This window comes from Bacillus sp. JZ109 (genome assembly GCF_053903135.1).
The window spans coordinates 2896166-2922921 of record NZ_CP096388.1 but is presented as its reverse complement, the minus strand read 5'-3'; the positions used below and the strand labels follow the sequence as shown (position 1 = coordinate 2922921).

Sequence of the window (26756 nt, the reverse complement as noted above, 5' to 3'; positions counted from 1 at the left end):
ACAGCACTATCGAATTGCCCCCGCATTCCTTCAATAAGAATGAATAGGTTTTAATGTTCTGCCGATAAAACTAGCTGATACCGGGCTTAACTTTAATTCCCTAGCCCATACAGAAAGTTGACCAATATGGTGAATTTCGTGAGCGATGATATGGTGTAATATTTCATCTCGCGTATATAAAACACCTGTCTCCCAAGGAACGCTTACAAGTTCATCTTTTATTTGATCTGAATGTGTTTGTAAAACATCAATTATTTCAGTTCGGAATGTATTTGAGAGAGATTTCACTTTATTGAGTGTTTGATAATCAGCGAACTGAACAGCGATATCTTCTTTTCCTTGGATAGCACGAATCCAACTATATTCCACATCAATAATATGAAAAAGGGTATATAAAATATTCTCTACTCCGCCAAGACGGTTTTTAAGTAATTCTTCAGTGGTTAGTTGATGACACCAAGTAAACCATTGATCTCTAACCTGCCAGTTATATTCAAAAAATTTTATCACTGAACTCACTCCAATACTATCATGTATCATAACAATTAGCCCTTTTTTCCGTGATTCCTCTATTATTGAAGTGGTGATTGAGAAATGTTTACATTCTACCTGTTGTATGGCATTAAAAATAATAATGTATATCTCGTCGATGATGCTGTACGTCTTGTTACTTTTACAAAGTAAGAATCGGCATTTTCTTCATATACAATTAGGAAAAAACATACTAGACTTGAAGAAGCAGTGATACATAGGAGTGAGAAAAATGAAAGAGATAAAAGAAGCTTACCAGCAATGCGGACAGATTGTTGGCGAATACGCGCCAGCCTGTTTTAAAGCATTATCATATCTCCCGCTAAAGCAAAGACAAGCCTCTTGGGCAGTATTGTCGTTTTGCCACACGGTGGCCAGTGCAGACGAAAAGGTATTGCTCGCATTTGAAGCTAAAGCTGATCATGTTTACCAAAGGACAAATAACGGTAATCAACATCTATGGAAGGCTTTTGATCATGCGTATCGGACCTTTACATTGGAAAGCGAACCTTTTCGGGAGTTTATTGCCGCACAAAAAGAAGACGCCAAGCCGTATGATGACCTTGATGAACTGCTCATGTACGCATATCGGACGGGCGGTTCTGCCGGATTGATGCTGCTGCCGATACTGACACGCCGAAAACAAGATCAGCTCAAACAAGCAGCCGTCTCTCTCGGCTTGGCCATACAGCTGGTTCGCTTCTTAAGTGATCTTGGCACAGATCAGCAAAAAATCCGCATTCCCCGTCAGGTAATGCAGCAATTCGGCTATACAGAGGCTGACCTCCAAAAAGGCACCGTAAATAAAGCGTTCACAATGACGTGGGAGTATATCGCTTTTGAAGCAGAAGCCTACCTTGAAGAGTGTCAGGATGCCTTGCCGCTATTTCCGCAGTATTCTCAAAAAACGGTGAAAGCCGCTCTTCATTTGTACCGGGCTGTTTTAGAAAAAATCCGGGCGAAGCAGCACGATGTATTTCAACATCACTTCGCTCTCACAGAGACCGAAGTGAAGCAGATTCTCTCTGATATCTAAAAAAACACCCGGCCTTGATTGAGCCGGGTGTTATGCCATACCTTTTTGAATCCAAATACGTGAGCGCCATCTTCTGTACATTAAGATTCCCCGGACCCATTCATCCGCGATAAAAGAAATCCAAATGCCGGCAAGACCGAAACCGAGATGGATGCCGAAAAGATAAGCAAGCGGGAGGCCGATGCCCCACATTGAAATCATTGCCATGTAAACCGGGAATTTCGCATCCCCCGCAGCCCGCAGAGAGTTAATGATAATGACATTAAACGAGCGGCCTGGTTCAAGAATAATGGTCATGGCAATCAATAGGCTTGCAGTTGCTATAATGTCAGGGCTTTGTGTGAAGAGTCCGATCAGGTCTTTTGAAAAGATCGTCATCAAAACAGAGGTAGCCGCAGCAATTCCGAGTGCCCAATATAAGCTCTTCATGCAGCGCTCATAAGCGGCATCAAATTGTTTGCCGCCGATATAACGGCCGATTAAGATTTGTGTACCCTGGCTGATCGCAGTGCCGAACAGCAAAATAAACATCGTAATATTTTGCGTATACACTTTTGTTGTCAACGCCTGCGCGCCCATGATGGCGATAAAATACGTGACAATCATTTGCGAAAGGTTGTATGAAAGCTGCTCTCCCGCAGAAGGAATGCCGATTTTCAGCAGCTTGCGCAAATGCTCTTTATGCATATGAAAGACTTTTTTCAGCGACATCTTCAGCTGGATGCGTTTGTTGACAATCACAATCATCGCGATTAATCCGATGACGCGGGCGATAGATGTGGACATGGCCACACCGGCAACGCCGAGGACAGGAAAGCCGAACAAACCGAAAATCACAACAAAGTTTCCGGCAATGTTTAAAATGTTCATGCCGATAGTGACAAACATTGTATCTTTTGTGTAGCCGTAGCTTTTTAAGATCGCGCTGAATGTCATGATTAAAGCCTGAATAAAGGACAGACCTCCGACAACTTGTAAAAAGACTTTCGCATCAGGCATCAGTGCGTTTGATAATCCCATCATATGAAGCAGAGGGACAGCCGCGAAAAAGACGACGGCGCTGATGGCCAGGCTGATGAAGAAGTTGGCGCCGATTGACACATAAGCGACTTCCATGGCTTCTTTCTTTTGCCGTGAGCCTAGAAATTGTGAAATGATAACGGTCGTTCCTGTTGCGATAAAGCTGAACATCACGATAATTAAATTTAAAATCTGGTTGCTGACGCCGACTGCTGCCACGCTGTTATCCGAGTATTGGCTGAGCATCAGTGTATCGGCATTACCCATAAACATATATAATGAGACCTCAATAAAGATCGGCCAAGTAAGCGAAAATAATGAGAACGTTTTGTCAGCGGGTTTTTTCAAAGCAGTTGATTTGAAGACAGCTTGTTTCATAGTGTCTAACCCCTTTCGTAAATAAAATCAACGTTTTAAAGTGTACCTCCATTTCCTTATAATAAAAAGGGATAGAAACGATACTTCCTGTAAAAATCCGACTTAAAAAGGAGGATGATTCAAATGCCTCGCATCCTGTTTACAGTCCCGCCTTTTCCGGTATTTATCGCAGCTGGGGAAGGGGTTTTTAAAAAAGGAGAAACCCATGTGAGACGTGTATTCTCCGTGTTTGATCTGATATATGTCAAACAGGGAACGTTATATATAACGGAAAATGAAACATCGTTTTCTGTTGAAGGCGGCGAGTACATCTTGCTTTCTCCCGGTCTTGAACACTACGGGACGAAGGGCAGTGATGAAGCAACCTCCTACTATTGGCTTCACTTCGATGAACATCGATATGAATTTACGGCAAAGGGAGGCAGCAACTGGTCTGAGCTTCAGCAGGAAAAAGGGAGCTTCGAAGAGCCGGCCCGCTACGGATTGGCTTTGCCGAGAAAAGGCAAGGTGCAGCGCCCGCAGTTTATGGCCCAGCAGTTTGAAAGACTGATTGATTACTCCGCGGAAAACTCCGATTTGCCGCTCAGAAAGCAAATCTTATTTGAGGAGCTGATGCTGCATCTTCAAAAAGAAGCGTTCCAAATACCGTCTGCGAAAGAGCGGGTAGCCTGGGAGGCGGCCCGGTACTTACAGGAGCACTATAAGGAAAAGACGACAATCAAGGATCTGTCGCTCGCCCTTCACTATCATCAGGATTATGTGAGCCGCTGTATGCAGCAGGTGCTCGGCGTAACTCCGGCACAATACACGAACCGGGTGAGAATGACGGAAGCGAAGCGTCTTTTATCCTCTACAAATGATAAAATGGGCGTTATTGCGGAAACGGTCGGAATGGAAGATCCGACATACTTTTCAAAACTCTTTAAGCAGATAGAAGGCATTTCACCAATTGAATACCGGAAAATTGTCAGCCGGAAAGTTCAATAACCAGACGAGGGATGAACATGAAAACAACAATTTACGATGTGGCAAAGGCGGCGGGTGTCTCGATCACAACTGTGTCCCGTGTGATAAACAATACGGGGAGAATCAGCGATAAAACACGGCAGAAGGTCATGAATGTCATGAATGAAATGGCATACACGCCCAATGTCCACGCTGCGGCGTTAACGGGAAAACGAACGAATATGATTGCTCTCGTGGCGCCTGATATTTCAAATCCGTTTTACGGCGAACTGGCCAAAAGCATTGAGGAAAGAGCGGATGAGCTCGGTTTTCAAATGTTGATTTGCAGCACCGATTACGATCCGAAAAAAGAAACAAAGTATTTTTCTGTGCTGAAACAGAAAAAGGTGGATGGCATTATTTTTGCAACAGGGATTGAAAGTCATGACAGTATGTCTGCTTTGGAGGAAATCGCCAGTGAACAAATTCCGATTGCCATGATTTCTCAGGATAAGCCGCTTCTTCCGATGGATATTGTTGTGATAGATGACGTTCGTGGCGGATATGAGGCTGCCAAGCATCTTCTGTCACTCGGCCACACGAACATCGCCTGCATTATCGGAGACGGGTCAACGACAGGCGAAAAAAATAGAATCAAAGGCTTCCGTCAGGCGATGAAGGAAGCGGGCGTGCCCATTGATGAATCACTTATCATCCAGACGCGGTTTTCCTTGGAAAGCGGCAAGGAAGAAGCGGGAAAATTGCTCGACAGGAACGCTCCGACTGCTATTTTTGCCTTCAACGACGTATTGGCTTGTGCTGCCATACAAGCTGCGAGAATAAGAGGCATAAAAGTGCCGGATGATCTTTCTATCATTGGTTTTGATAATACGATACTCGCAGAAATGGCGGCTCCGCCCCTGACAACCGTAGCCCAGCCGATAAAAGAGATGGGGCGGAGCGTCATCGAACTGCTGGCAGAAGCAATAGAGGGAAAACGAAAGGCGAAACAAAAAATAGTGCTCCCGCCTGAGCTTGTAGTCAGACATTCTACATCACCGCTCAACACATGAGCCCGCTAATGAGCGGGTTTTTTCATTATGACAGTTGAAGCAAAAAAAACATATTGCGTGTAAACCAATGGCAGTGTAAAATGAAACCATCTTTTGAGAAAGCGCTTGCGCAAAATGGCAGAGCGGATAGAACCGCTGTTTTTTTAGCTGTTAAGAGAAAGCGCTTTCTCTAAGCGAGTCTGAAATGAGATAAAGGAGAGGATGGGACGTGGAACATCAAGTAAGATGTGCAGTATTGGGATTAGGAAGGCTCGGTTATTATCATGCGAAAAATCTCGTCACCAGTGTGCCGGGGGCAAAGCTGGTTAGTGTAGGTGATCCGTTAAAAGGGAGAGCGGAGCAGGTTGCCAGAGAACTCGGTATTGAAAAATGGTCAGAGGACCCGTATGAAGTGTTAGAAGATCCCGGCATTGACGCTGTCATTATCGTAACGCCGACAAGCACACATGGTGATATGATCATCAAAGCAGCTGAGAACGGCAAACAGATCTTCGTTGAAAAACCGCTGACATTAAGCCTTGAGGAATCTAGAGCAGTGTCTGAAAAAGTGAAGGAGACAGGTGTCATTTGCCAAGTCGGCTTTATGAGACGATTCGATCCCGCATACGCAGATGCCAAGCGGCGGATTGACGCGGGTGAAATCGGCAAACCTATCTATTATAAAGGCTTTACGCGCGACCAAGGCGCGCCTCCCGCAGAATTTATCAAACACAGCGGTGGAATTTTTATTGACTGTTCCATCCATGACTATGATATTGCCCGTTATTTGCTAGGGGCGGAAATCACTTCTGTTTCAGGACACGGCAGGATTCTGAACAATCCGTTTATGGAGCAGTATGGTGATGTGGATCAGGCGCTGACGTATATTGAATTTGACTCCGGCGCAGCGGGGGACGTCGAGGCAAGCAGAACCTCTCCATACGGACATGACATCCGGGCGGAGGTGATCGGGACAGAGGGCAGTATTTTCATAGGGACATTGAGAAATCAACATGTGACCATCCTATCGGCTAAAGGGAGCAGTTTTGATATCATTCCAGACTTTCAAACTCGTTTTCATGAAGCCTACTGCTTGGAGCTTCAGCATTTTGCCGAGTGTGTCCGTGATCGAAAAACACCGATTGTGACAGATATTGATGCGACGATCAATTTAGAAGTGGGTATCGCCGCAACCAATTCCTTTCGAAGCGGCAGGCCGGTACAGCTAGATGTGAAGCGCGCTTATACAGGTATGTAAAAGCTAACATGTTGCATTTGAGGCTTTCCGCCAAAAAAAAGCAAGGACATTTTAGCCCTTGCTTTCTCTTTTCTCATATAAATAGTACATATAATCAGTAGGTACTCCTGAATGGCCCAGCTGTCTCAGCATGGCGGTTACGTTCCCTCTGTGGTAAGTGCCGTGATTGACGACATGCAGGATGGTGTCTGCATAGGTTGATTCCAGTGTACCTAGTTTCGGATGCTGCATTGTGAAGGTCTGTTCTAAGTCCGTCTGGCGGCTGAAGAAATCATGATACTGTGACTCCAGCTCGGCAGCGTGCTGTTTAATCGCTGCCATATTACCTTGCGCGGACTCTAATTTGCCTGCGCTGTCTATAATCTCTTGGTAGGCCACTCCCGAAAGAACATTCAGCCAAATGTAGTCAGCCCTGCACATATGAAGCAGCACGTCGCTGACAGAAGGAAATACGCTCTTTACTTCTTGGCAGGCAGTTTCCTCCGGCAGGTTTTCGATATGGGTAAATATTTTCTTGTTTGCCCAAGAATGATAGTCATAAAACTGTTTTGCATCAGTCATCAGCATGCCTCCTTTTCTAAGAAATTCGTTTTTTTCATCTGTTTTTCCTTCAATTGCAAAAGAGTGACACCCCAAAATATCCTGCCGCTGCCCACATTACCGCTGCAGAGCATTTGTTTACGATCAGCATAAGCCTGCCGCTCGTATCTATCGTCTGAAACAACCGGCCCGCTATTGCAAGGCTGATAAACCAAATCCAAGACACAGCGATGCAGGCGGCCATAAAGAGCCATTTCTCAAGCCCCGAATATTGAAGAGAGCTCGTGCCGATGACGCCGATCGTGTCCAGAATGGCATGCGGGTTTAAAAGAGAAACTGCGGCCGCAAATGCAACTTGCTTTTTTGGTGTGAACGTATGTTTCTCGTTTTGGCTTGTGTTCGGACGGCTGTTCCAAGTCACCCAGCCCATATAGAGCAAAAATAAAAATCCGCCGGCCATCATGACTGTCTCAAACACAGGCAGCTCCTGCACAATGACAGACACGCCCGCAACGGCTAATACGATTAACAGGGTATCGCAGACTGAAGCACTGATGACAGCTGGGAGAGCCCGCCAAATATGCTTTTGCCACGCGCCTTGCTGAAAAATAAACACATTCTGCACTCCCAGCGGCAAAATTAAGCCAAACGCGAGCACAATTCCGTGAATGATTGCATTCATGCTGAAAAACTCCCTTCACATTTTTTTCAATCATAAGAGAGATTGTCACTAAAGTCTCCAGCCATTTGGTTGGGTTAGGAACCAGCCAAATGTATAATGTGTAAAAAAGGGGGGGCATGACCTTGTCGCAATGGCAGCCAAGCCGAAAGTCGGATGTTCCGCTGCATCGGCAGATCGAACAATATATGAAAGACAAGATTCTTCACGGAGAGTGGGCTGTAGGGACGAAAATCCCCTCACAGAGAACGCTGGCCGACATGTTTCAAGTCAACCGCAGCACAGTCACAGCAGCCATAGATGAACTCACGTCTCAAGGCTTGTTAGAGGGAAGAAGAGGCGGCGGTACGAAGGTTGTAAACAGTACTTGGAGCGTGCTGGCGGCTGAGCCTCCGCTTGATTGGAGCGATTACGTCCGTTCGGGCATTCATCGCGCCAATTCTTCCATCATTCAAGCTATTAATCAGAACGAACCAAGAGCGGATATCATCAGATTAGGAACTGGAGAACTTTCACCGGATCTTGTGCCTGCTGACACAATTGGACGGATGTTTCAGCAAATCAATCTGGGCGTCCTGTCTTTAGGATATGAGCAGCCGAAAGGAAACCGTAAACTGCGGGAGGCAGTGGCCGACCATTTAAAAGGAAAGAAGATCCATGTGTCACCGTCTGCAATTTTAATTGTGTCCGGTGCACTTCAGGCACTTCAGCTCATCTCAATTGGACTTTTAAAACGAGATTCTGTCATTTTGACGGAGAAGCCGTCCTACCTTCAATCCTTGCATGTATTTCAATCAGCTGGGATGCGGCTTCGCGGCTTGCCGATGGATGATGAAGGGGTCAAAGCGGGGCTTGTTTCTTCTAATCGAAAACAATATGGAGGACAGCTGCTTTACACGATTCCGTCGTTTCATAATCCGACAGGCACAGTCATGTCAGAGCAGCGAAGGAAAGAGATCATCAGCCTGTCAAAAAAAGAGCAGCTGCCCATCATTGAGGATGATGCGTACGGTGATTTATGGTTTGAAGAAAAACCTCCGCAGCCGTTGAAAGCAATGGATCATGAGGGCAATATTCTGTATCTGGGCACGTTTTCCAAAACGGTTAGCCCCGGTCTGCGAATCGGCTGGCTTGCCGGTCCGGAGCCGGTTATTGAAAGGCTGGCGGACATTAAAATGCAGACAGACTACGGATCAAGCGGCCTGTCCCAGTGGGCGGCTGCCGAGTGGCTGTCACAGGGGTATTATGAAGAGCATCTGACTTGGGTACGCAGGAAGCTTAAAGAAAGGAGAGACGCCGCCGTTCATTTTCTCGAGCGGTATGCCGGGGACATTGCCACGTGGCGGATTCCCGCAGGCGGCTTTTATATTTGGGTGACATTTCACAAAAACCTGCCTGTCAGCCGTTTCTTTTATGGATTGCTGAAACGGCAGGTGCTTGTGAATCCCGGCTACATTTATGACGGTGAAGACCGAAACAGCATCAGGCTGTCATATTCCTATGCATCTCTTGGAGATTTGGAAACTGGCATTAAAGCGGCAGCTGAAACAGCACGCCGCCTGATGATGTCCTAAGCTTTGGTTATACGATGACAGCTCCCAGTGCCCTGGCGAAGGCAATCGCATGCTCAGGTGCGATTTTGCAGCCTTTCAATTTGTCGAGGGAGACATGAAGCTGTTCAAAACGGCACGTGCTGATGTCCATGTTTTGAAGGGATGTGCCGGTAAAGCTGGCGCCTTCCAATTCGCATCCGTCAAAGTGTGTCTGCTGGAGCACCGTATCGCTGCATTCACTTTGCATAAGAGCACAGTGATCAAATCGAACTTGTTTCATATTTGAATACGAAAATGAGCTGAAATGTCCGTGGCATTCCTCGAATGAAACATTCCGCAGCGTTGCTTCCGCCACATTCATTCCAACCATTTTTGACTGCTTAACTGAAGTTCTGTGAATGACAGCCCCGCTGAAATCGGCGTTTGATAAATCGCACTTTTCAAAGATCACATCGGTCAGTTCAATATGCCGAAAAGACACATCGATAAAGACGACATTTCTGAATACCGTTTTTTCAACACAGAGTCTTTCAATATCTTCGCCGCAGATGGTACAATCTTCAAACAAATGCATGCTGATTACATCATCCTGCGTCACGGCATCATGAAAATCTGCGGTTTGCAGGTTTTCCGGTATGTTTGGTTTTTGAATTGCGATTTTATTCATGTGATGACATCCTTTGCTGCCCGAAAAACAGAGGCTTCCGGGTTCAATTTAATAGATCGTTAAGGAAATTGATACATATAGTAAATCGTGAAAAGCCTTTTCTTGGTACAGCAGCCCGCTTGTTTTGTAAGCATAAATGGAAAGCTTCCTATACGTCAAGGCGTTTACAGGCCGAAAAAGCCAAAGGGAACAGGAGGAATGCGGAATGGGGCATTACGTCAAAACCGAGGAGTATGTGACACTGTTTGTAGAGGATATCGGACATGGAAGGCCGATCATCTTTTTGCACGGGTGGCCGTTGAATCATAAGATGTTTGAATATCAAATGAATGAGCTTCCGAAAAGGGGATTTCGTTTTATCGGCGTTGATTTGCGGGGATATGGGCAATCTGACCGCCCTTGGGAAGGCTACGATTATGACACGATGGCCGATGATGTGAAAGCAGTCATTTATACGCTGCAGCTTGAGAATGCGATTCTTGCCGGTTTTTCAATGGGCGGCGCCATTGCAATCCGTTATATGGCAAGGCATGAAGGAGCCGATGTTGATAAGCTGATTTTACTGTCTGCGGCGGCCCCCGCGTTTACAAAACGCCCGGGTTATCCGTACGGGATGAGGAAGCAGGATATTGACGATATGATTGAATTGTTCAAAGCTGATCGGCCCAAAACACTGGCTGATTTAGGGAAACAGTTTTTTGAGAAAAAAGTGTCTCCAGAGCTTAGACAGTGGTTTCTCAATCTGATGCTGGAGGCCTCCTCCTACGGGACGATCCACTCGGGCATCGCATTAAGAGACGAAGATCTCAGAAAGGAACTTGCTGCAATCAAGGTGCCGACGCTGATCCTGCACGGGAGAAAGGATAGAATTGCGCCGTTTGATTTTGCGAAAGAATTGAAGCGCGGCATCAAACAGTCGGAATTGGTTCCGTTTGCAAACAGCGGGCACGGAGCATTTTATGAGGAAAAAGAGAAGATCAACAGTTTGATTGCGCAGTTCTCCAACTCATAAGAAAAAACCCGACATTGATCGGGTTTTTTATATAATTCCTCTGTTTTGAAGTGCGTTAATGATGAGATCAGCTCCATCGGAAATAGAGGTCTGGTCTGACTCAATGATGAAATCGGGTGAAAGCGGCGCTTCATACGGAGAATCGATCCCGGTGAAATGTTTGATCTCTCCGTTTCGCGCTTTTTTATAAAGCCCTTTTGGATCGCGCTGTTCACAAACATGCAGCGGGCACTTCACATAAATTTCGAAGAACTCACCTTTAGGAAAGAGTGCTCTAACCATGTCCCGATCCTCTCTGAATGGAGAAATAAAAGCCGTTAAAATCATTTGCCCGCTGTCGACAAACAGCTTCGCCACTTCTCCGATCCGGCGGATGTTTTCAATCCTGTCACCAGTCTGAAATCCAAGATCTTTGTTTAAGCCGTGGCGGATATTATCACCGTCAAGCACGTAGCTCTGAATGCCCTTGCGGTAAAGCTTTTCATCGACTGCATTGGCCAGCACCGATTTTCCGGAGCCGGACAAACCTGTAAACCAAAGGACGCAGCTTTTGTGTCCGTTTAAGGACTGTCTGTCAGACTTTGAGATGGCAGCGGGATGCCAAATGATGTTCGGATTGTGTGTCATTGCAATTCCCCGCTGTTTTGTTTGATGGCAACAGGCTGTTGGTGAAGTCCCTTGATCAGCACGGCTGCGACCTCAGGCCGGCTGAATTCTTTAGGCGGCTTTTTGCCTTGGCGGAGAAGCTCTCTCACTTTTGTGCCTGATAAGTGGATGTGGTCTCTTGAGCTGTGCGGACATGTTTTGGAGGTGCCCATGTTTCCGCATTTTCGGCAATAAAAGCTGTGCTCAAAAAACATCGGCTTGATGCCCAGCTCTTCCTCTGTGAATGATTGAAAAATATTTTGGGCGTCGTATGTTCCATAGTAGCTGCCGACACCCGCGTGATCACGGCCTACAATAAAATGGGTGCAGCCGTAATTTTTTCGGACGAGCGCATGGAAAATCGCTTCCCGCGGACCTGCATAACGCATGGCGGCAGGGAAAACCGATAACATGACACGATCCTTTGGATAATAGTGATTAAGCAAAGCCTGGTAGCTCTCCATTCTGATATCGCTTGGGATATCGTCTGACTTTGTTTCTCCGACAAGCGGGTGAAGCAGCAGACCGTCGACCGTTTCTAATGCTGTTTTTTGAATGTATTCATGCGCTCTGTGAACAGGGTTCCTGGTTTGAAAGCCGACAATCGTTTTCCAGCCGAGTTTTTGAAAGGCTGCTCTTGTTTCTGCGGGCGTTGCATAAAACTGTTCGAAAGATTTGTCAGGCAGGCGGCTGACCGTGATAGGCCCTCCGATATAGTAATCTGGGCGCGCCAGCAATTTTTTTACGCCTGGGTGGGCAGGATCGTTTGTTTTAAAAACAGACAGTGCTTCTTGTGTTTTATCAGGCTGGTATATATCGGTGACTGTGATCATGCCGTAGGTAACACCGTCTTTCACAAGCTTGACGTGATCTCCGGCAGACAGCTGTTTTGCTGTTTTTTCTCCGACAGGCAGCGTAATCGGCAGGCTCCACGGCAAGCCGTTTGCCAGCCTCATTTCCTTCACAACACGATGATAATCTTTTTCTCCCAAAAAACCTGTTAACGGGCTGTATCCGCCGATCGCGATAAGCTCCAGATCACTCAGTGCAAGCTGATCCAGCTCTGCTTGGCACGCGCACCCTTCAAAATGGCATGCGGGATCACAGCGGTTGATTAATACCCCTCCATGGGGTTCGTTTCCATTCAACGTGTTCAACCTCCAATTATACGTTTCCTTGTTTTCTTTTCTGCGGTTAATGAAAGTTTGACATCAGCGTCTCAACATCATTTCGATTCTCACATCAAGAACCTGCCATCCGCTATTCTTGATGCAGGCCGCATTCTGTTTTCTCCCGTCCGGCCCATCTTCCAGCCCTCTCATCGTTCGGGTCCGGGGAAGGCAATGTACACATTTCACAGCCTATGCTCGGATAATGTTGATCGTGCAGTTTGTTATAAGGCAAATTGTGCAGGCGGATGTACGTCCAAACGTCATCCCATGTCCAGTGGATGAGCGGGCAAATTTTGATGAGCTTAAACTTCTGGTCCAGGTTTACGTATTGAATATGCTTTCTCGTTGGCGACTGCTCCCGGCGCAGTCCTGAAATCCAAGCTGTCATGCCGGACAGGTGCTTTTTGAGCGGTTCAATTTTCCGCAATTGGCAGCAGAGGTTCGGGTTATGCTTCCATAGCTCTCCGCCGTACTTCGTCCCCTGTTCTGTTAAGCTCAGCTCGGGTTCGAGCATCTGGATTGCAAATCCCGGATATCGCTCTTTGACGGTCTCGATCAGCTCATATGTTTCCTGAAAATGAAGCCCGGTATCCAAAAAGATGATGTGTGCGTTTTTGTTGATTTTTGATATTAAGTCTAGAAGCACCATTCCTTCTGCGCCAAAGCTGCATGCGTACACAATCTTTTCTCCGTACGTTCGGTAAGCCCACTTCAACACATCGAGCTCATCGATCAATTGATCCGTTATCTGTTTGGACAGCATGTCGTTCCATGTGTCATATGTGATGGTTTCGTTCAACGTTTTCCCCCCGTTTGCATCTGCTTTTTTTATCTATTGATCGAGTTATAGGCAGACTATTCATTTTTTGCATAAAGGTTCAGGGTTTTTACGTGCCGCGCCCGCCTAAAATGAGGTGCGGAACCATTAAGAGCCCGGCTGAATATGCTTTTTAGCAAAATGGTTTTATGCCCAAGGAGAGGTAGTATGCCGATAGCCATTTATCAGGGGCATCATCATTCGCTTGCCCCGGCGGACATTAACATCGTCATTGATGTCATCAGAGCTTTTACGGTCGCCCATTATGCGTTTATCGGCGGGGCGAAAGAGATTTTGTTGGTCCGGACAGCTGATGAAGCCTTTGCGCTGAAAGACACCTATCCGGATTATGTTTTGACGGGAGAGGAAAAGGGGGTCGGTATCAGCGGATTTGATTTAGATAATTCTCCAAAACGTATGGCTGGGCAGGATATGGCGGATAAGCGCCTAATCCAGAAAACAACAAACGGCGTCACAGCAGCATTGGGGGCGCTGAACGCAAAGCATCTGTTCGTAACTGGATTTTCCAATGCCAAAACAACGGCAGAGCATGTGAAAAAGCTCGCCGCAAACGATTGTGTCGTGAACATTGTGGCTTCCCACCCATCAGGTGATGACGATATGGCGTGTGCGGAGTATATCAAAGGCATCATTGAAGGGACAAATGCGGTAACGGCTGAGGAGGCGATTCAAAGAATAAAACGCTCTTCTGTTGCGGAGAAGTTTTTTGACAGCCGCCAGCCATTGTTTGATTCGGAAGACATCGTTTACTGTACAAAAGAACTGACGGGCGATTTTGTGATGAAAGTGAAACAAGATGGAGAAGTTCCAACGATAGAGAGGGTCATAATATGAATGATTTTTCACTAGAATTGCCAGTGAGAACAAACAAGCCGAGAGAAACCGGGCAGTCCATTTTAATTGATAACGGCTATCCCTTGCAATTTTTCAAAGATGTCATAGCCGGAGCGTCCGACTATATTGATTTTGTGAAATTCGGCTGGGGCACATCATTACTTACGAAAGATCTTGAAGAAAAAATCAGCACACTGAAAGAACATGACATTACATTTTTCTTTGGCGGCACACTGTTCGAAAAGTACGTAAGCCAGAAAAAAGTGAATGAATTTCATCGGTACTGCACCTATTTCGGCTGTGAATATATTGAGATTTCAAACGGTACGCTCCCGATGACAAATAAAGAGAAAGCGGCTTTCATTGCCGATTTTTCTGATGAATTTCTTGTGCTCAGTGAGGTGGGCAGCAAGGATGCGGAATTAGCAAGCCGGCAAAGCTCTGAGGAATGGCTTGAATATATCGTTGAGGATATGGAAGCGGGCGCGGAAAAAGTGATTACAGAAGCCAGAGAAAGCGGAACGGGAGGGATCTGTTCCAGCAGCGGCGATGTCAGATTTCAAATTGTTGACGACATCATTTCCTCGGATATTGATATCAACAGGCTGATTTTTGAAGCGCCTAACAAAACGCTTCAGCAAGGGTTTATTCAAAAAATCGGGCCGAATGTGAATCTGGCCAATATTCCATTTCATGATGCCATCGCGTTGGAAACGCTGCGTTTAGGGCTAAGATCCGATACCTTTTTTCTGTAAAATAGCGGCTGCGGGGCTCTCGTCGTGAAGAGAGCCTCTGCCTATTATTTTTTATGGCGGTACATAGGCGTGAGATAGGGAAGTGAGGTCAGACGGATGTTGTAGATGAAGTCGATGACTCTTGTCGATATCACTTGGCATATGAGGGCTTGAATGACGATGCCCCAGTCAATAATAGACGCGGTGACCATAAAAATGATGCAATTCATGATGAGCAGGATCGTTCCGGGATTCCCACCGCGGTAGATAGAAATCATCAGAGCAAGTGCTCCGAACCCTCCGTTTGAAATTTTATATTTGTATAAAAGTCCGATGCCGAGTCCCAATAACACTGCGCCGCTTGCCAGATCAAGCCACAGATTAGATGTGATATCCGGAAAAACCGCATCAAAGATCAATACCGAGACAGAGGTGACGGTGATAGAAGCGAGGGTGCCGGTGAATGTTCTCATCTCCAGCCATTTTAAAGCGGTAAAAAGCATTGATACATTCACAGCCCACACTGAAAATCCGTGGGGGATTTGAAACAGATAATGCAATAGCACCGCAATACCTGCTGCACCGCCTGTTGGAATATCATGCGGAAATAAAAACAAGGACATGCCGAGTCCCTGTAGTACGCCGCCTACGACAATCATAAACGTAAGTTTTGCTTTCATCAGCAGTTCAGCCATTAAGTCATTTGCTCCTTTATGAAAAGACTTGTCCGCTGTTTTCATTTTATGAGGCTGTCCATTATTTATGTCTCAAAATAAAGAAATGGCCCAGCTTAATATGCTGAGCCATCCCACTTGTAGCGATTGACGATCTCCATATTGATCTCTGTTCCAATGCCTTTTCCTTTCGGGATGTGGACCATTCCTTTTGAAGGCTGCAGGCTGACGAGATCTGTAAAAGGATTCTCCATGACGTCCCACTCGATCGGTTCAATGTGATCGTTCTTCATTTTAGACCATGGGGGCAGACAGGCTTGTGCAAATAAAGCATAGAGTCGTGAGAGCGATCCGTCATATGCATGGGCGGATGCTCTGACGCCGAAATAACGCGCGAGCTGGAGGCAGTCCCGAAACTCATCAATTCCGTTGACATGCATGACATCGGGCTGAATGATATCCAAACAGCGCTGTGAAAGGAGAGGCACATATTGCGCCGGGCCTTTCATGTTTTCTCCACCGGCAACAGGAACAGACAAACGGCTTCGAAGCATAGCGTAATCCTGCGGGTGATCAAAGGGCAAAGGCTCCTCAAGCCAGCCAATGTTCGTCCATTCGGAGAAATAGCGCTCCCATTTAAAAGCCGCAGCGGCATCGTAGCTTTGGTTTGCGTCCAGAATCATCGTAATGGAGCTGCCTGCTGTATGCTGCAGCGCATTGATGTGCCGGACATCCTCCTTGAATGAAGTCCCGCCAATTTTGACTTTGATTTGCTCAAACCCTTTTTTCAACTGGGCTTCAACATTGGAGACTGAGCGGCTGATCCATTGCGGGGAGTCTGAGTACGATTGAAAAGACGCGTACACAGGAATCTCCTCTCTGTATCGCCCGCCCCATAATTCGCAAACCGAACAATCCGCAGCTTTGGCTGCAATCTCTGTCAGCGCCATGCTTACAGCGGAGGCCGCCCGCTGGTGCCATTTTTGAATCGTGCGCACTAATGACAGGCGGCTGCCGGCCTGTTTTCCCAATAGAAACGGGATGATCCGCTTCGTAAAACCGACATGGAGAGCAGGGAGCCAATCAACGCATTCTCCCCAGCCGTCTATCCCGCTTTCGGTGATAATCCTAATGAGATAACAAGTCCGATATCGTTTAAACCCATTGGCATCTCCGTATGGCTTTTCTAATCGGTGAAATAGCGGAAAGGTTTCAATCCGTACAATTTTCAAACTGGGTGCTACCTTTCCTCAGCGGGCTGGAGCCGATTGCCAGCCATTTTAGGGTCTTCTTTTTCTTTTGTTTCTTCATTGTTTTGCTTCACATGGATGAGCATCATCACAAGAATCCCGACAACGAGAGTCAATCCCGCGATGCTTAAAAACATGCCGGGTCTGGACCATTGCATCAGGCGGCCGAAAATCGGAGGACCGATCGCTACCCCTAAGAAACGTACAGAGCCGTACAGCGAGGTGACAAATCCCCGTCTTTCTTTGCCGACAGCCCCGGTAATAAAACTGTTCACACAAGGAAGGACAAGACCTGAGCCTATACTGCTCAGTACAAGAACACTGATAAAAAGGACAAGATTTTCAATGAATGACAGTGCCGCGTAGGATACGGTCATGAACGCCAATCCAAGTACGATCAGCTTTTTCATTAACGATTGCTTTTGCCCGATTTTGCTTCCTGTTGTATAGGACGTCACACACATAACCAAAAGCGGGATCGCTAAAATCAAGCCTTTCTTCACGCCGTCGGTGTCGTATGTTTTTTCAAGAACATCTGAGAGATAAAACAGGATGCCGAATAAAGTAAACAAACAGGTCGCACCTGCTAAATAAGCGGTAAACAGCCATCTGCCTTCGTGTTTAAAGACACTTAACAGCCCTTTTGCATATTTTCCGATTGGTGGCGGTTCTTTTTCCTTTTTCTTTTCTTTAATAAAAATCCAAGTCAGTACGATCGAAATGATACAAAACACAGGAAAGGCAAAAAACGCGCCATACCAGACAAGCAGGGCGATCAGCGAGCCAATGATCGGCGATAGCACTTTCCCCATGCCGTTTGAAGCTTCAACAAGGCCGAGCACCTTGCTCTCCTGGGCGCCTTTAAACAGATCTCCCGTCAGTGCCATGGCAATTGGGCCGGTTCCGGCTGCCCCGATTCCCTGTAACGCTCGTCCTGCCATGACCCAAGGATAGGCATTGTCAAAAAAACCTGCCGCAAACCCGGCTAACAAACCGCCGGCACCATACAAAATTAAGCAGGGAATAATGATGACTTTCCTTGAGAATCGGTCTGCGAGATAACCGACAATCGGAATCGCAAAAGCTGCAATCAAGGAAAATACTGTGATCACGAGACTGACTTGAAATTGTGATAAATGAAGTTCAGATTTCATTTTTGGCAAAATCGGAATAAGCATCGAGTTTCCTAGGGTTAATATTAAAGGGATTGAACCGATTGCTACAACCGTCATTCCGTTATTTTGTTTTGATGATTCCATCTCAGAGCACACTCCTTTTCTTCTGCTTAGAATGTCCCTGATGGCTTCGTTTATTCAGCGATCAGACAGCAAAAAACCGAACAGAAGATACCTGTTCGGGAAAAAAGAGGGTTAACCGAGAGCCTGTGAAATCAAAGCATATAAGTGTCCATTTTGAATAGGCGCTTTTTTCTGATAAAACAAAAGCGGAGGTTCATCATCTTTACGAAATCCCATTTCTATCAGGCTGTCATGCAGAGACGTGTGTTCACTCGGTATATCGATTCGCATCGGCCCTTGTTTGCCGGCCGCCAGCCTGTTAATTATTTGTGCTGCAACATCTGATGATGCAGCGATGATAGGGCCGAATTTCAAATTGGCCGGTGTCTGTACAGAAAGTCCGTAGCCAATTAGCTGTCCGTCATGATTTCTGGCGATGATACATTCGCATGAAGCAGAAATAAGCTGCTGCAAAAGATTTGATCGATCTCCGCCAAAGGCTTCCAGATCCGCCGCGGTTAAGTCGTGAAAGTCTTGTTCTCTAAAGGATGTCAGTTCAGCATCAAGCTTTTTTGTATAAGGTTGAAAACTGTGACAGCTGTACTTTCGCACTGAACCTGCCGTATGAAAACCTGCTTTTTCATAAAGCGGCAAACCTTCTTTTGTGGCGCAAAGCCTGATGGCGGTGTTTTCACCCGCTTGGGGGATACAGGCGTTTACCATACGCCGGCCGAGACCGAGCCGTTGATATTCTTTGTCCACGATCACGAGGCCGATAGAAGCAAGCCGGCCAAACAAAAACAAGCCGATGCAGGAAATAATATCACCGCTGACATTTTGATAGCCGAAAAAGCGTCCTTGCTGGACAAGCAGTGCCAGCTCTTGTTCGCCGTAATCCGGCCACCCGGCTTGCCTGCAAAGCCGCAATAGACTAGGGATATGTTCTTCATGAAGCTTAATCAGCTTATCGATTACCCTCATACAGATCACCTGCTTGTTTCGAGTTTTTTATACATGATGATATGAGTGCCTATGCCGGGAATCTCAAACGGTTCGCCGAGTACTTCCCACCCAAGCTTTGAATAGTAGCCTTTCACCTGGCTTCTGGCATTGCACCAGACTGCCTGAACGCCGTTCTTTGCCAGTTTCTCTTCCGCGTGTTTGATCAGCGTGCTCCCGCCTTTTTGATCGCGATATCCTTCAAGCGTTGCCATGCCTCTCAGCCGATATGCTGGGGATTCTGTTATTAATGGCTGATTTTGCGGGGAAAAAGAAGCGATGCTGATCAGCTTTCCTTCAAAAAATGCGCCGAGATGAAAGGAGCCTTTTGCATGATCCTCTTCATATTTGCATTGTTCAATGGATTGATGGGGACGCAGAATGCGGTGCCGGATTTCATATGTATCTTCCGCGGAAATGGTTTTGACTTCGAGCATAATGTTCCTCCTCATGACTGTTTTTCTATATCGTAACACGAATCCCGTTGAAAAAGACCGCCCGATTGGATCAGACAGTCTTTTAAGGGATTAATGCAAAAAGATATTTTGGCGCTGCTCATCTTTTTGCTGAATATAGGAAGTGAGCTCGGCGGTTAAGTCAGATCTGAGGAAAGGCGTTATCAAGTAGATGCCGTTAAACAGCTCGCATGCCGTATCCAGCAGGGAGCGTGCAATCGCAAGGCCTTCCGCCTTTTGCTTTTCTTTATCTTCACCGGCATGGGCCATTTTTTCGCGAATCGTATCAGACAGCTTAATGCCGGGAATTTCATTATGGATGAATTCGGCATTCCGGCTGCTTGTCAGCGGCATGATGCCGATATAGATCGGCGTCTTCAGATGTTTTGTTTCGTTATGGATATCGACAAGCTGCTGCTCGGAATAGACAGGCTGAGAAACAAAATAATCTGCGCCGCAATCTATTTTTTTCTCAAGCCGTTTTACCGCTTTATCCAGATGGCGGACGTTAGGATTAAATGCGGCGGCAACTGAGAAATTCGTTTTCTTGCCGAGCGGTTTTCCAGACAGAGACAGACCTTCATTGAATTGTTTGATCAGCCTGATTAAATCAAAAGATGTTAAATCATATACAGACGTCGCACCAGGAAAATCCCCAATTTTAGAAGGGTCACCTGTAATAGCAAGCACGTCATTCAGCCCTAACGTATCAAGGCCCATTAAATGTGACTGTAAGCCGATAATGTTACGGTCACGGCACGTAATATGGACAAGGGAACGCATATCGAGCTGCTGCTTGATGAGAGCGCCGCAGGCAACATTGCTGATCCGCGGGGTCGCCAGAGAATTGTCGGCGAGTGTCAGGGCATCGATTCCCGCTTCTTTTAATTCAGCAGCAGCGGACAGAAATTTGTCAAAGCTCAGTTTTTTCGGCGGATCCAGTTCTACGATAATAGAGCGTTTTTTCGCCGCGATCTCATCCAGGCCGGGCTCGGTTCGCTCGTGATGAACAGAAATGAATTCTTTCGCCCGGGTTTTGACTTCTTTTTCTGTAATCGGAGCTAGTCCGCCAACTGCTTCCGCCATCGCCCTGATGTGATTCGGCGTTGTGCCGCAGCAGCCGCCGATAATCCGCGCGCCTTGCTTACGGAATTCTGACGCGCTGTTTTGAAAATACGTGTCGTCTGTTTCATAGACGAGCCGTCCCTCTTCAAGCGAAGGAAGACTGCTGTTCGGATAAACGGATAAGAAGACGTCATCAAAAATCGGCACTTCGCTGAGCGCTTCAATCATGTGATAAGGGCCGAGGCGGCAGTTAATGCCGACGATATCAGCTCCGAGATCCGCAATCGAGCGCAATGCGTCAGAAAGCGGCGTTCCGTCCTGCAATACGCCTTGCTCGTGCATGGAGACATTGAGCATAATCGGAAGATCAGTCTCTTTGCGCGCGATTTTCAGCACTTCACGGGCTTCTTCCAAATCATAATATGTTTCTAACAGCAAGCCATCCGGCTCTTCATGCAGCAGCAGATACAACTGCTCGCGGAAGCTGCGCTTAATTTCGTCAAGACTGTACGCGTTTTTATTAAATGTCCGTATGCCGCCCATCGTTCCAAGCACGTATGCATCGCCTGCTGAAGCCCGCGCGATCTTTACGGCCTCCTGATTCATTTTTTTGATGTCATCCTCAAGCCCGTGTCTGGATAATTTAATATAGTTGGCCCCGTACGTATTCGTTTGAATAATGTTGGCTCCCGCTTCAACGTACGCTTTATGTATGCGCTGAATTTCCTCCGGCTTTGAAATATTGAGCTCCTCAAAACACCTGTCAATGCCATAGGAGTAGAGGAGTGTCCCCATGGCGCCGTCACCGATTAACACCTGTCTTTGCAAATCTTCTAAAAGTCCCATTGTCTGCCTCCTTTATTCACATCAGCAAGGAAAAAAGAGAAATAAAAAAAGTCCTCTTAAGAAGAAGACTTTGTCAGTGATTTTGTCTCTTCTTATCTTCCAAGCTGTTCGAGCTTGCTGGATTTAGCACCTTGGTCATGGCTGATCGCCATTACACCGGTTGCTGAAGCTTCGTCGGGCCAGTCCCTCTGCTTCTCTTGATAAGAACGGATATGAAATTTTCGTGTCAGGAAGTGCCAAAAGATACCTGGCGTTTTTCCCTTTCTCCAAATTTACCGAAAATAAAGACAATAATCAATAGGAATCAGAAAATTTATCTGAAATTTATAAATTGAACGTCAATTGGCAGATCTGCTCCCCGTACAGCTGAGATAATCTGCTGCAGGTCATCTTTGTTTTTTCCGGTGACACGCACTTGATCATCCTGCACCTGAGACTTTACTTTCAGTCCGGAGTTTTTGATGATCGTATTGATTTTTTTTGCGTTGTCCTTGTCAATGCCTTGAACAAGCTTTGCACGCTGGCGCACCGTTCCGCCTGACGCGTTTTCAACCTTGCCGTACTCAATGTTTTTTGTCGGTACGTTTCGTTTAATCAATTTGCTGACCAGCACATCTTTCAGCTGGCTTAATTTGAATTCGTCATCGGAAACGAGGATAAGCTCCTCTTTATCTAAAGAAATGTCGCTTTTGCTGCCTTTAAAGTCATATCGGGTACTGATTTCCTTCAGTGCAATTTGGATTGCGTTTTGCACTTCAGGCAATTCCACCTTGGATACAATATCAAATGAACTTTCTTTTGCCATATGAAAACCTCCATAACATTTAACTTATGTGTTGATTATAGTAGAATAAAGAGAAACTTCCAACAGAACAAAGAATCAATTTGTGATGATTGGAAAAAATGTTAACAAAATCCGCAGAGAATAAGCGGAACAGGAAGGACGATAGCATGAGACCAGGGCAGCAATTAACCTTGAGTATAGATCACCAAACCGACTTCGGTTACTTTTTAACCGATGGGGAAGATACGATTCTCTTACATAACAGTGAAATGACTGAGGATATCGAGGACAGAGACGAAGTAGAAGTCTTTATATACGTAGACCAGCAGGAAAGGCTTGCGGCCACGATGAAAATTCCGGTCATCAGCGCGGATGAATATGGCTGGGTTGAAGTGGTGGATAAAGTGGAAGATATGGGCGTTTTCGTTGATGTCGGTTTATCGAAGGACGCACTAGTCGCAACTGAGCATTTGCCGCCGTACGAAGATGTCTGGCCGCAAAAAGGGGACAAACTTTACTGTATGCTGAAGGTGACGAACCGGGGGCGCATGTTTGCGAAACCAGCGCCGGAAGATATCATCAGCGAACTGTTTACCGACGCTTCAGAAGATCTGATGAATAAAGAGCTGACAGGTACGGTGTACAGGCTGATCGCATCGGGTTCATTCGTGATCACGGATGACGGTATCCGCTGTTTTATTCACCCGTCAGAAAGAAAAGAGGAGCCAAGACTCGGTTCAAGAGTCACAGGCCGGGTGATTCAAGTGAAAGAAGACGGTTCAGTCAACTTGTCGCTGCTTCCAAGAAAACAGGATGCAATGTCAGTTGATGCTGAGTGCATTCTAACGTATATGAGAACGAGAAACGGTGCCATGCCGTACAGTGACAAAAGCCAGCCTGATGATATCAGAGAACGTTTTAATATGAGCAAAGCCGCCTTTAAACGCGCACTGGGCCATTTGATGAAAAACGGAAAAGTGTATCAGGAAAATGGATGGACATACGAGAAAAAATAGCATGAAAACGGCTCGCCTGCAGCAGACTGCGGAGCGAGCCGTTTTTTTATGTCTAGTTTAATTCATCAACCAGCGTTCTGATTGCCATTTCGCGATCCACATTGTCTGAAATCGCAATCGGCGTAATATCAATGGCGAGAATGATCAGAATCAGGGCACCGGCTGCAGCAACATAAGAAACATAATAGAAATAGTTAGCGGTATCAACAGTGTTGACAAGCTCGGCCTGAACTCTGGATGTATCATCCTTGGAAGCGGCGATTTCCTTTGCAGCTTCTACTTTTTCTTTAACGATTTGACCTGCTTTTTTCAGCAGTTCATCCACTTTCAATGCATCTTTGCTGTAAACAGCTTTCTTCAGGTTATCAAAAAAGTCAGCATCCTCTTTTTTAATATCAGCGACAACCTGATTGGCAAAAGCCTTTGCCTGTTTTGTGTTGAGTTTGTCTGTCATCGCTTTATTAAAGACCTCTGGAAGCTGTTTGCCAACTTCCCCTTGGGCAAACACAAAGCCTTTAAAAATTTCCTCACCTGAATACTCAAGCTGCTTTGCCTGTGCCACACTTTCTTGCTGCTTCACCAAAAACACAGTCGTCACCAATACAACCGACAAAAAAACTAGAAACGCCTTCTTCAAACTGAAACCTCTCCCTTCTTGTGTTTTTTATTCCACAACAGTCTGCGAATATATGTAAATTGAATCGTGGAATCGATAGGAGTGAGATACAATATCAAAATGCCGGCCATGATAATCGAAAAACTGATGAGGCCCAGCATGACTGCAAAAATCTCATGCATAAAAACAGCGATGATCAAAATCAATCTCCAATGCTTCTTCGGCGCAAACAGCGCTGCGAAGATGACAATTTGAACCAGCAACGTCCCCCATGTCGGAATCACCACGAACGGACTTGTTACAATTGGCTTCGTTAACGCCTGAAAAAAGCCGTTGAAGCCAATGGTTTTTTCCTGGGCAAAATAATAGACGGCCGTTCCGTCCACCCATTCCTGCTGAGACAGCTTAGCGACGGTAGAGTGAAAATAAAGCACCGCCACTTGGATTCTGATCACAAAATAAGAAATAAAAGCTGTTATTTTTCCAAGTGTTCTTTTGCCCTCTATAGGTCTCGTGCTCCAATGCCATTTTCTCGGATCGGTCAGCGTGATGGGAAGCAATAAAAAGGTCATGACGGCGGCTGCCTGCTCGCCTCCGTCGATGACGATCAGCGATGACTGCAGGCTGTAACTGACATACCAATGCAGAACCCCGGTGATTCTGGGGCGCCAGCCAATGACAACAAGCACCAGAATGGCAATGCAGACCCATCTGAAAAGATTTAACATCATATAGTTATTTTCACCAAGGCAAAAGAGACTGAGATTCATTTTACAAGCTGGATAGCTGCTGATACCGCTGGCTGGCTTCATAATGAGGCTCGGGTGATTGATGAGCAGCGTCAGCAGGCTGGATAGCGCAATGATGCTTCGCGCGAGGCCGTATACATTTGTCCACGGGTTTCTTTCGTCCCATCTGGTGATGGTCTGTTTTATGTTTTCGAGCATGAAATCACAACCTTGACTATGCTTTTTACCTGATAAGACGAAGGGGTGTATTTAGAATAGCTCCAAGGAACAATATCCTCTTTCGTCAAATAGTAGCTGCCACAAAGCAGCGGGCGGGGAGCGGGTGTTTTTAATTGCACGGTTTTGGCTTTGCTTTTGCATGCGCCGAGGTCCTTTTCTTTACATGCTGTCCACTGTTCCTTGCCGACTTGGCTGTAGATCACGCCCATTTCAACGCCTTGTGACCGCCCATACCGATACAGGCCGAATAGGTTGTCAGCCCTCATATTGGGCCATCTGACCTTGGCGCTGGCATTTTCAGCCTCATATAAGCCGATTGCAGTATCACGCGGATTTTTGCTAAAAAAGCCCCAGCCCTGAGGGAGGATGCTGGACATGAGAAATTTGGAGTCCTTTGTCAGCGGAATCGGGGTTGTCCCTAAGCTGCCAATAATAGAAAACAGAAATAGCGAACCCCAAAGGATTGAAAAAATGACAAAAAATGATATCGATTTCTGCATTCGACTGCTCCTTTTAACCTGAAGAATCGTTTTTACACTTTTCATAATATAAAAACATTTATGTAATAAAAAGGTTAAAAAGTATGAGAAATCCCATTTTTGTTAAAAGGAAAAACAGGACATTTTACACTGCTATATGTGATTGATATATAGTGGTTTTTTCGATATATTTAAACCATGAAAACGAATCAAGTTAATGACCGCTGGATTGTTCAATTTCGAAAAGGGATTTTCGAGCTGGCCATCCTATCCCTTCTGCGTTCTAAACCGATGTACGGTTATGAGCTGACGTCATCCTTAAAAACCACCTCGGCGCTGGCTATTTCAGAGGGAGCGATTTATCCGATTCTGAAACGTATGACCGAGAAGGAATGGATCGAATTTTTTGGGAAGATTCACTGGACGGCCCGAAAAGAAAGTATTACAAAATGACGCAAAAAGGAGAAGAAATGTTAAAAGAACGGCTGGAGAAATACCTGGAAACCCATCAAGCCTTACTGTCTTTATCGGGGGATTTGCTATGAATGGACAGCTTATCATTGACCGATACATGGAGGAAATAAATGCAGAGCTGGCGAATATGCCTGATGTAGAGAGAGAAAACGCTATCGACGAATTAAAGGGGCATATCACCGCTTTCGTTCAAGACAGAATCAAAGCCGGCCTTAGTGAAGAGGAACTGCAGGAAGCTGTTGAATCTGAATTTTCTCATCCGAAGGAGCTTGCCGAATTGATGATGGGTGATGGGGGAGAGACGAAAAGGAGGAGGTCTTTATTGGGCAAAAGCTGGCTTTCGATCCTTCTCATTGTCACGATTATCGCCCTGCCGCTGCTGCCGTCCGACTTCAGACAGCTGCCGCTGGCTGTTTATTTAATGGTGCTCGCCGGATATGTATGGAAGCGAAAAAAATTGATGATGTTTGCAGGTGTCAGAAAAAACAAAATGCGCTCTCAAAAGGAGATTGTTACGATTTCGCGAGTCGGTGCGGTTTATCTGCTGTTTTTAGCAGTGCTGCTTCTTTTGAGCCCGTTCCTCAATGCGCTTGTCGTCCTGCTGCTGATTGCAGTAAGCTGCGCCGCTTTTTTTCTTTTTCTTAACATCAAGTAATCTTGTAGGAGGCTGTAAGATGGAAATCAGCATCAATTATCTATTAATTGTCATCGCGCTTTTATTCTTTGTGGTTGCCTATTTTGTCGGAATCAAAAAACAAACCTGGATGCTGGCTGGGTTTAACGAGGCGCGTATACGGGATAAAGACCGGCTGGCCAGAATAGCAGGCTACTTTTTCTTGAATTCCGGTTTGTTCATTTTGCTGAATAGTTTTATCTCATTTCAAGGTCAGGAGCAGCTCATACCTCCGCTTATACTGGCATATGGAGCAGGGGTTATTATTTATGTCAATAAAAAATTAGTAGAGTAGAAAAAGAAGGGCAGAGCGAAGTATCTCCGC

Annotated in this window: 27 protein-coding genes, 3 pseudogenes and 1 riboswitch; of the genes and pseudogenes, 12 read left to right on the top strand and 18 right to left on the bottom strand. The window is 46.0% G+C overall.

Annotated elements, in window-relative coordinates; all coding sequences use genetic code 11:
• Window positions 1-30 precede the first annotated feature (30 nt).
• On the bottom strand, window positions 31-510 hold the full coding sequence (locus M1D94_RS15450; protein ID WP_021479592.1) for a DinB family protein: 480 nt from the start codon (window positions 508-510) through the stop codon (window positions 31-33).
• 231 nt (window positions 511-741) lie between these two features.
• Between M1D94_RS15450 and farP the strand changes: the two are divergent.
• Window positions 742-1567: pseudogene (gene farP / locus M1D94_RS15445) on the top strand (farnesyl diphosphate phosphatase).
• Window positions 1568-1597: 30 nt separating this feature from the next.
• On the opposite strand, the gene M1D94_RS15440 reads toward farP, so the two are convergent.
• Complete coding sequence (locus M1D94_RS15440) at window positions 1598-2965, bottom strand: MATE family efflux transporter (RefSeq protein ID WP_014476390.1); 1368 nt, start codon at window positions 2963-2965, stop codon at window positions 1598-1600.
• 123 nt (window positions 2966-3088) lie between these two features.
• On the opposite strand from M1D94_RS15440, the gene M1D94_RS15435 reads away from it, so the two are divergent.
• The 3 genes from M1D94_RS15435 (at window position 3089) to iolX (ending at window position 6220) form a co-directional block, all read left to right on the top strand.
• Window positions 3089-3952 (top strand): AraC family transcriptional regulator, encoded by an 864-nt coding sequence (locus M1D94_RS15435; protein WP_032725368.1) that lies wholly within the window; start codon window positions 3089-3091, stop codon window positions 3950-3952.
• A gap of 17 nt (window positions 3953-3969) precedes the next feature.
• Window positions 3970-4983, top strand: coding sequence for a transcriptional regulator DegA (gene degA, locus M1D94_RS15430; RefSeq protein ID WP_032725369.1), 1014 nt, complete (start codon window positions 3970-3972; stop codon window positions 4981-4983).
• A 208-nt stretch (window positions 4984-5191) separates the two neighbouring features.
• Window positions 5192-6220, top strand: a complete 1029-nt coding sequence (iolX, locus tag M1D94_RS15425; RefSeq protein WP_282627430.1) for a scyllo-inositol 2-dehydrogenase — start codon at window positions 5192-5194, stop codon at window positions 6218-6220.
• 51 nt (window positions 6221-6271) lie between these two features.
• On the opposite strand, the gene M1D94_RS15420 is transcribed toward iolX, so the two are convergent.
• Window positions 6272-6781 (bottom strand): DinB family protein, encoded by a 510-nt coding sequence (locus M1D94_RS15420; RefSeq protein ID WP_031315009.1) that lies wholly within the window; start codon window positions 6779-6781, stop codon window positions 6272-6274.
• A 49-nt stretch (window positions 6782-6830) separates the two neighbouring features.
• Window positions 6831-7491 (bottom strand): annotated as a pseudogene (locus tag M1D94_RS15415) (LysE family transporter).
• Between the two features lie 67 nt (window positions 7492-7558).
• Here M1D94_RS15415 and M1D94_RS15410 point away from each other — a divergent pair.
• A complete protein-coding gene (locus tag M1D94_RS15410; protein WP_160221492.1) occupies window positions 7559-9013 on the top strand; it encodes an aminotransferase-like domain-containing protein in 1455 nt (484 codons plus the stop codon).
• Between the two features lie 7 nt (window positions 9014-9020).
• Here M1D94_RS15410 and M1D94_RS15405 read toward each other — a convergent pair whose 3' ends face one another.
• Window positions 9021-9659: a pentapeptide repeat-containing protein gene (locus M1D94_RS15405; protein WP_003233060.1), complete on the bottom strand. Its 639-nt coding sequence runs from the start codon at window positions 9657-9659 to the stop codon at window positions 9021-9023.
• A gap of 205 nt (window positions 9660-9864) precedes the next feature.
• Between M1D94_RS15405 and M1D94_RS15400 the strand changes: the two genes are divergently transcribed.
• Window positions 9865-10671: an alpha/beta fold hydrolase gene (locus tag M1D94_RS15400; protein ID WP_169037411.1), complete on the top strand. Its 807-nt coding sequence runs from the start codon at window positions 9865-9867 to the stop codon at window positions 10669-10671.
• A 27-nt stretch (window positions 10672-10698) separates the two neighbouring features.
• On the opposite strand, the gene cysC is transcribed toward M1D94_RS15400, so the two are convergent.
• From cysC to M1D94_RS15385, 3 genes are all read right to left on the bottom strand, one after another.
• Complete coding sequence (cysC, locus tag M1D94_RS15395) at window positions 10699-11298, bottom strand: adenylyl-sulfate kinase (protein ID WP_003245829.1); 600 nt, start codon at window positions 11296-11298, stop codon at window positions 10699-10701.
• Window positions 11295-12464: a sulfate adenylyltransferase gene (gene sat / locus M1D94_RS15390; RefSeq protein ID WP_038829192.1), complete on the bottom strand. Its 1170-nt coding sequence runs from the start codon at window positions 12462-12464 to the stop codon at window positions 11295-11297. Before sat ends, cysC begins: the two co-directional genes overlap by 4 nt.
• 112 nt (window positions 12465-12576) lie before the next feature.
• A complete protein-coding gene (locus M1D94_RS15385; RefSeq protein WP_038829193.1) occupies window positions 12577-13287 on the bottom strand; it encodes a phosphoadenylyl-sulfate reductase in 711 nt (236 codons plus the stop codon).
• Window positions 13288-13473: 186 nt separating this feature from the next.
• Between M1D94_RS15385 and M1D94_RS15380 the strand changes: the two genes are divergently transcribed.
• Window positions 13474-14160: a 2-phosphosulfolactate phosphatase gene (locus M1D94_RS15380; RefSeq protein ID WP_064671223.1), complete on the top strand. Its 687-nt coding sequence runs from the start codon at window positions 13474-13476 to the stop codon at window positions 14158-14160.
• Window positions 14157-14915, top strand: coding sequence for a phosphosulfolactate synthase (locus M1D94_RS15375; RefSeq protein WP_021479581.1), 759 nt, complete (start codon window positions 14157-14159; stop codon window positions 14913-14915). The genes M1D94_RS15380 and M1D94_RS15375 overlap by 4 nt, the downstream gene beginning before the upstream one ends.
• A 44-nt stretch (window positions 14916-14959) precedes the next feature.
• On the opposite strand, the gene M1D94_RS15370 is transcribed toward M1D94_RS15375, so the two are convergent.
• From M1D94_RS15370 to M1D94_RS15340, 7 genes are all read right to left on the bottom strand, one after another.
• The gene (locus M1D94_RS15370) at window positions 14960-15589 is read right to left on the bottom strand and encodes a YitT family protein (RefSeq protein WP_009966972.1); all 630 of its coding nucleotides are present in this window, start codon (window positions 15587-15589) and stop codon (window positions 14960-14962) included.
• A gap of 95 nt (window positions 15590-15684) precedes the next feature.
• Window positions 15685-16800, bottom strand: coding sequence for a mandelate racemase/muconate lactonizing enzyme family protein (locus M1D94_RS15365; protein ID WP_021479580.1), 1116 nt, complete (start codon window positions 16798-16800; stop codon window positions 15685-15687).
• Between the two features lie 8 nt (window positions 16801-16808).
• A complete protein-coding gene (locus tag M1D94_RS15360; RefSeq protein ID WP_014476404.1) occupies window positions 16809-18077 on the bottom strand; it encodes an MFS transporter in 1269 nt (422 codons plus the stop codon).
• 111 nt (window positions 18078-18188) lie between these two features.
• Window positions 18189-19037 (bottom strand): GNAT family N-acetyltransferase, encoded by an 849-nt coding sequence (locus M1D94_RS15355; protein WP_046160266.1) that lies wholly within the window; start codon window positions 19035-19037, stop codon window positions 18189-18191.
• A gap of 5 nt (window positions 19038-19042) precedes the next feature.
• Window positions 19043-19492: a GNAT family N-acetyltransferase gene (locus M1D94_RS15350; protein WP_456270275.1), complete on the bottom strand. Its 450-nt coding sequence runs from the start codon at window positions 19490-19492 to the stop codon at window positions 19043-19045.
• A gap of 90 nt (window positions 19493-19582) precedes the next feature.
• Complete coding sequence (locus M1D94_RS15345) at window positions 19583-21421, bottom strand: bifunctional homocysteine S-methyltransferase/methylenetetrahydrofolate reductase (RefSeq protein WP_029317597.1); 1839 nt, start codon at window positions 21419-21421, stop codon at window positions 19583-19585.
• Window positions 21422-21510: 89 nt separating this feature from the next.
• Window positions 21511-21628: riboswitch (SAM riboswitch) on the bottom strand.
• Between the two features lie 106 nt (window positions 21629-21734).
• Window positions 21735-22226 carry a YajQ family cyclic di-GMP-binding protein gene (locus M1D94_RS15340; protein ID WP_021479576.1) on the bottom strand — a complete coding sequence of 164 codons (492 nt, stop codon included), beginning with the start codon at window positions 22224-22226 and terminating at the stop codon, window positions 21735-21737.
• Between the two features lie 98 nt (window positions 22227-22324).
• Here M1D94_RS15340 and M1D94_RS15335 point away from each other — a divergent pair, with 98 nt between their 5' ends.
• Window positions 22325-23221: a CvfB family protein gene (locus tag M1D94_RS15335; protein WP_072173900.1), complete on the top strand. Its 897-nt coding sequence runs from the start codon at window positions 22325-22327 to the stop codon at window positions 23219-23221.
• A 52-nt stretch (window positions 23222-23273) separates the two neighbouring features.
• Here the strand turns inward: M1D94_RS15335 and M1D94_RS15330 are convergent, their stop codons facing one another.
• Genes M1D94_RS15330 through M1D94_RS15320 form a run of 3 tightly spaced genes read right to left on the bottom strand, consistent with a single transcriptional unit; the run spans window position 23274 to window position 25305 of the window.
• Entirely contained in the window at window positions 23274-23858 is a 585-nt protein-coding gene (locus tag M1D94_RS15330) for a sporulation delaying protein family toxin (RefSeq protein WP_161621480.1), read from the bottom strand.
• On the bottom strand, window positions 23855-24784 hold the full coding sequence (locus tag M1D94_RS15325; RefSeq protein ID WP_003233028.1) for a sporulation-delaying protein SdpB family protein: 930 nt from the start codon (window positions 24782-24784) through the stop codon (window positions 23855-23857). Before M1D94_RS15325 ends, M1D94_RS15330 begins: the two co-directional genes overlap by 4 nt.
• Entirely contained in the window at window positions 24769-25305 is a 537-nt protein-coding gene (locus M1D94_RS15320) for an SdpA family antimicrobial peptide system protein (protein WP_003245405.1), read from the bottom strand. The genes M1D94_RS15325 and M1D94_RS15320 overlap by 16 nt, the downstream gene beginning before the upstream one ends.
• A 177-nt stretch (window positions 25306-25482) precedes the next feature.
• Here M1D94_RS15320 and M1D94_RS15315 point away from each other — a divergent pair.
• From M1D94_RS15315 to M1D94_RS15305, 3 genes and pseudogenes are all read left to right on the top strand, one after another.
• Window positions 25483-25829: pseudogene (locus M1D94_RS15315) on the top strand (PadR family transcriptional regulator).
• Window positions 25826-26413: an HAAS signaling domain-containing protein gene (locus tag M1D94_RS15310; protein WP_456270273.1), complete on the top strand. Its 588-nt coding sequence runs from the start codon at window positions 25826-25828 to the stop codon at window positions 26411-26413. The pseudogene M1D94_RS15315 and the gene M1D94_RS15310 overlap by 4 nt, the downstream one beginning before the upstream one ends.
• A gap of 19 nt (window positions 26414-26432) precedes the next feature.
• Window positions 26433-26726, top strand: a complete 294-nt coding sequence (locus M1D94_RS15305; protein ID WP_003233021.1) for a DUF3784 domain-containing protein — start codon at window positions 26433-26435, stop codon at window positions 26724-26726.
• The last annotated feature ends 30 nt before the right edge of the window (window positions 26727-26756 follow it).

Excerpts from the sequence above, each read along its gene's own strand:
- M1D94_RS15440 (WP_014476390.1), bottom strand. The coding sequence starts at position 2,965 with ATGAAACAAGCTGTCTTCAAATCAACTGCTTTGAAAAAACCCGCTGAC.
- M1D94_RS15435 (WP_032725368.1), top strand. The coding sequence starts at position 3,089 with ATGCCTCGCATCCTGTTTACAGTCCCGCCTTTTCCGGTATTTATCGCA.
- degA (WP_032725369.1), top strand. The coding sequence starts at position 3,970 with ATGAAAACAACAATTTACGATGTGGCAAAGGCGGCGGGTGTCTCGATC.
- M1D94_RS15420 (WP_031315009.1), bottom strand. The coding sequence starts at position 6,781 with ATGACTGATGCAAAACAGTTTTATGACTATCATTCTTGGGCAAACAAG.
- M1D94_RS15410 (WP_160221492.1), top strand. The coding sequence starts at position 7,559 with ATGACCTTGTCGCAATGGCAGCCAAGCCGAAAGTCGGATGTTCCGCTG.
- M1D94_RS15405 (WP_003233060.1), bottom strand. The coding sequence starts at position 9,659 with ATGAATAAAATCGCAATTCAAAAACCAAACATACCGGAAAACCTGCAA.
- M1D94_RS15400 (WP_169037411.1), top strand. The coding sequence starts at position 9,865 with ATGGGGCATTACGTCAAAACCGAGGAGTATGTGACACTGTTTGTAGAG.
- cysC (WP_003245829.1), bottom strand. The coding sequence starts at position 11,298 with ATGACACACAATCCGAACATCATTTGGCATCCCGCTGCCATCTCAAAG.
- M1D94_RS15380 (WP_064671223.1), top strand. The coding sequence starts at position 13,474 with ATGCCGATAGCCATTTATCAGGGGCATCATCATTCGCTTGCCCCGGCG.
- M1D94_RS15375 (WP_021479581.1), top strand. The coding sequence starts at position 14,157 with ATGAATGATTTTTCACTAGAATTGCCAGTGAGAACAAACAAGCCGAGA.
- M1D94_RS15370 (WP_009966972.1), bottom strand. The coding sequence starts at position 15,589 with ATGGCTGAACTGCTGATGAAAGCAAAACTTACGTTTATGATTGTCGTA.
- M1D94_RS15360 (WP_014476404.1), bottom strand. The coding sequence starts at position 18,077 with ATGGAATCATCAAAACAAAATAACGGAATGACGGTTGTAGCAATCGGT.
- M1D94_RS15355 (WP_046160266.1), bottom strand. The coding sequence starts at position 19,037 with ATGAGGGTAATCGATAAGCTGATTAAGCTTCATGAAGAACATATCCCT.
- M1D94_RS15350 (WP_456270275.1), bottom strand. The coding sequence starts at position 19,492 with ATGCTCGAAGTCAAAACCATTTCCGCGGAAGATACATATGAAATCCGG.
- M1D94_RS15345 (WP_029317597.1), bottom strand. The coding sequence starts at position 21,421 with ATGGGACTTTTAGAAGATTTGCAAAGACAGGTGTTAATCGGTGACGGC.
- M1D94_RS15340 (WP_021479576.1), bottom strand. The coding sequence starts at position 22,226 with ATGGCAAAAGAAAGTTCATTTGATATTGTATCCAAGGTGGAATTGCCT.
- M1D94_RS15335 (WP_072173900.1), top strand. The coding sequence starts at position 22,325 with ATGTTAACAAAATCCGCAGAGAATAAGCGGAACAGGAAGGACGATAGC.
- M1D94_RS15325 (WP_003233028.1), bottom strand. The coding sequence starts at position 24,784 with ATGCTCGAAAACATAAAACAGACCATCACCAGATGGGACGAAAGAAAC.
- M1D94_RS15320 (WP_003245405.1), bottom strand. The coding sequence starts at position 25,305 with ATGCAGAAATCGATATCATTTTTTGTCATTTTTTCAATCCTTTGGGGT.
- M1D94_RS15310 (WP_456270273.1), top strand. The coding sequence starts at position 25,826 with ATGAATGGACAGCTTATCATTGACCGATACATGGAGGAAATAAATGCA.
- M1D94_RS15305 (WP_003233021.1), top strand. The coding sequence starts at position 26,433 with ATGGAAATCAGCATCAATTATCTATTAATTGTCATCGCGCTTTTATTC.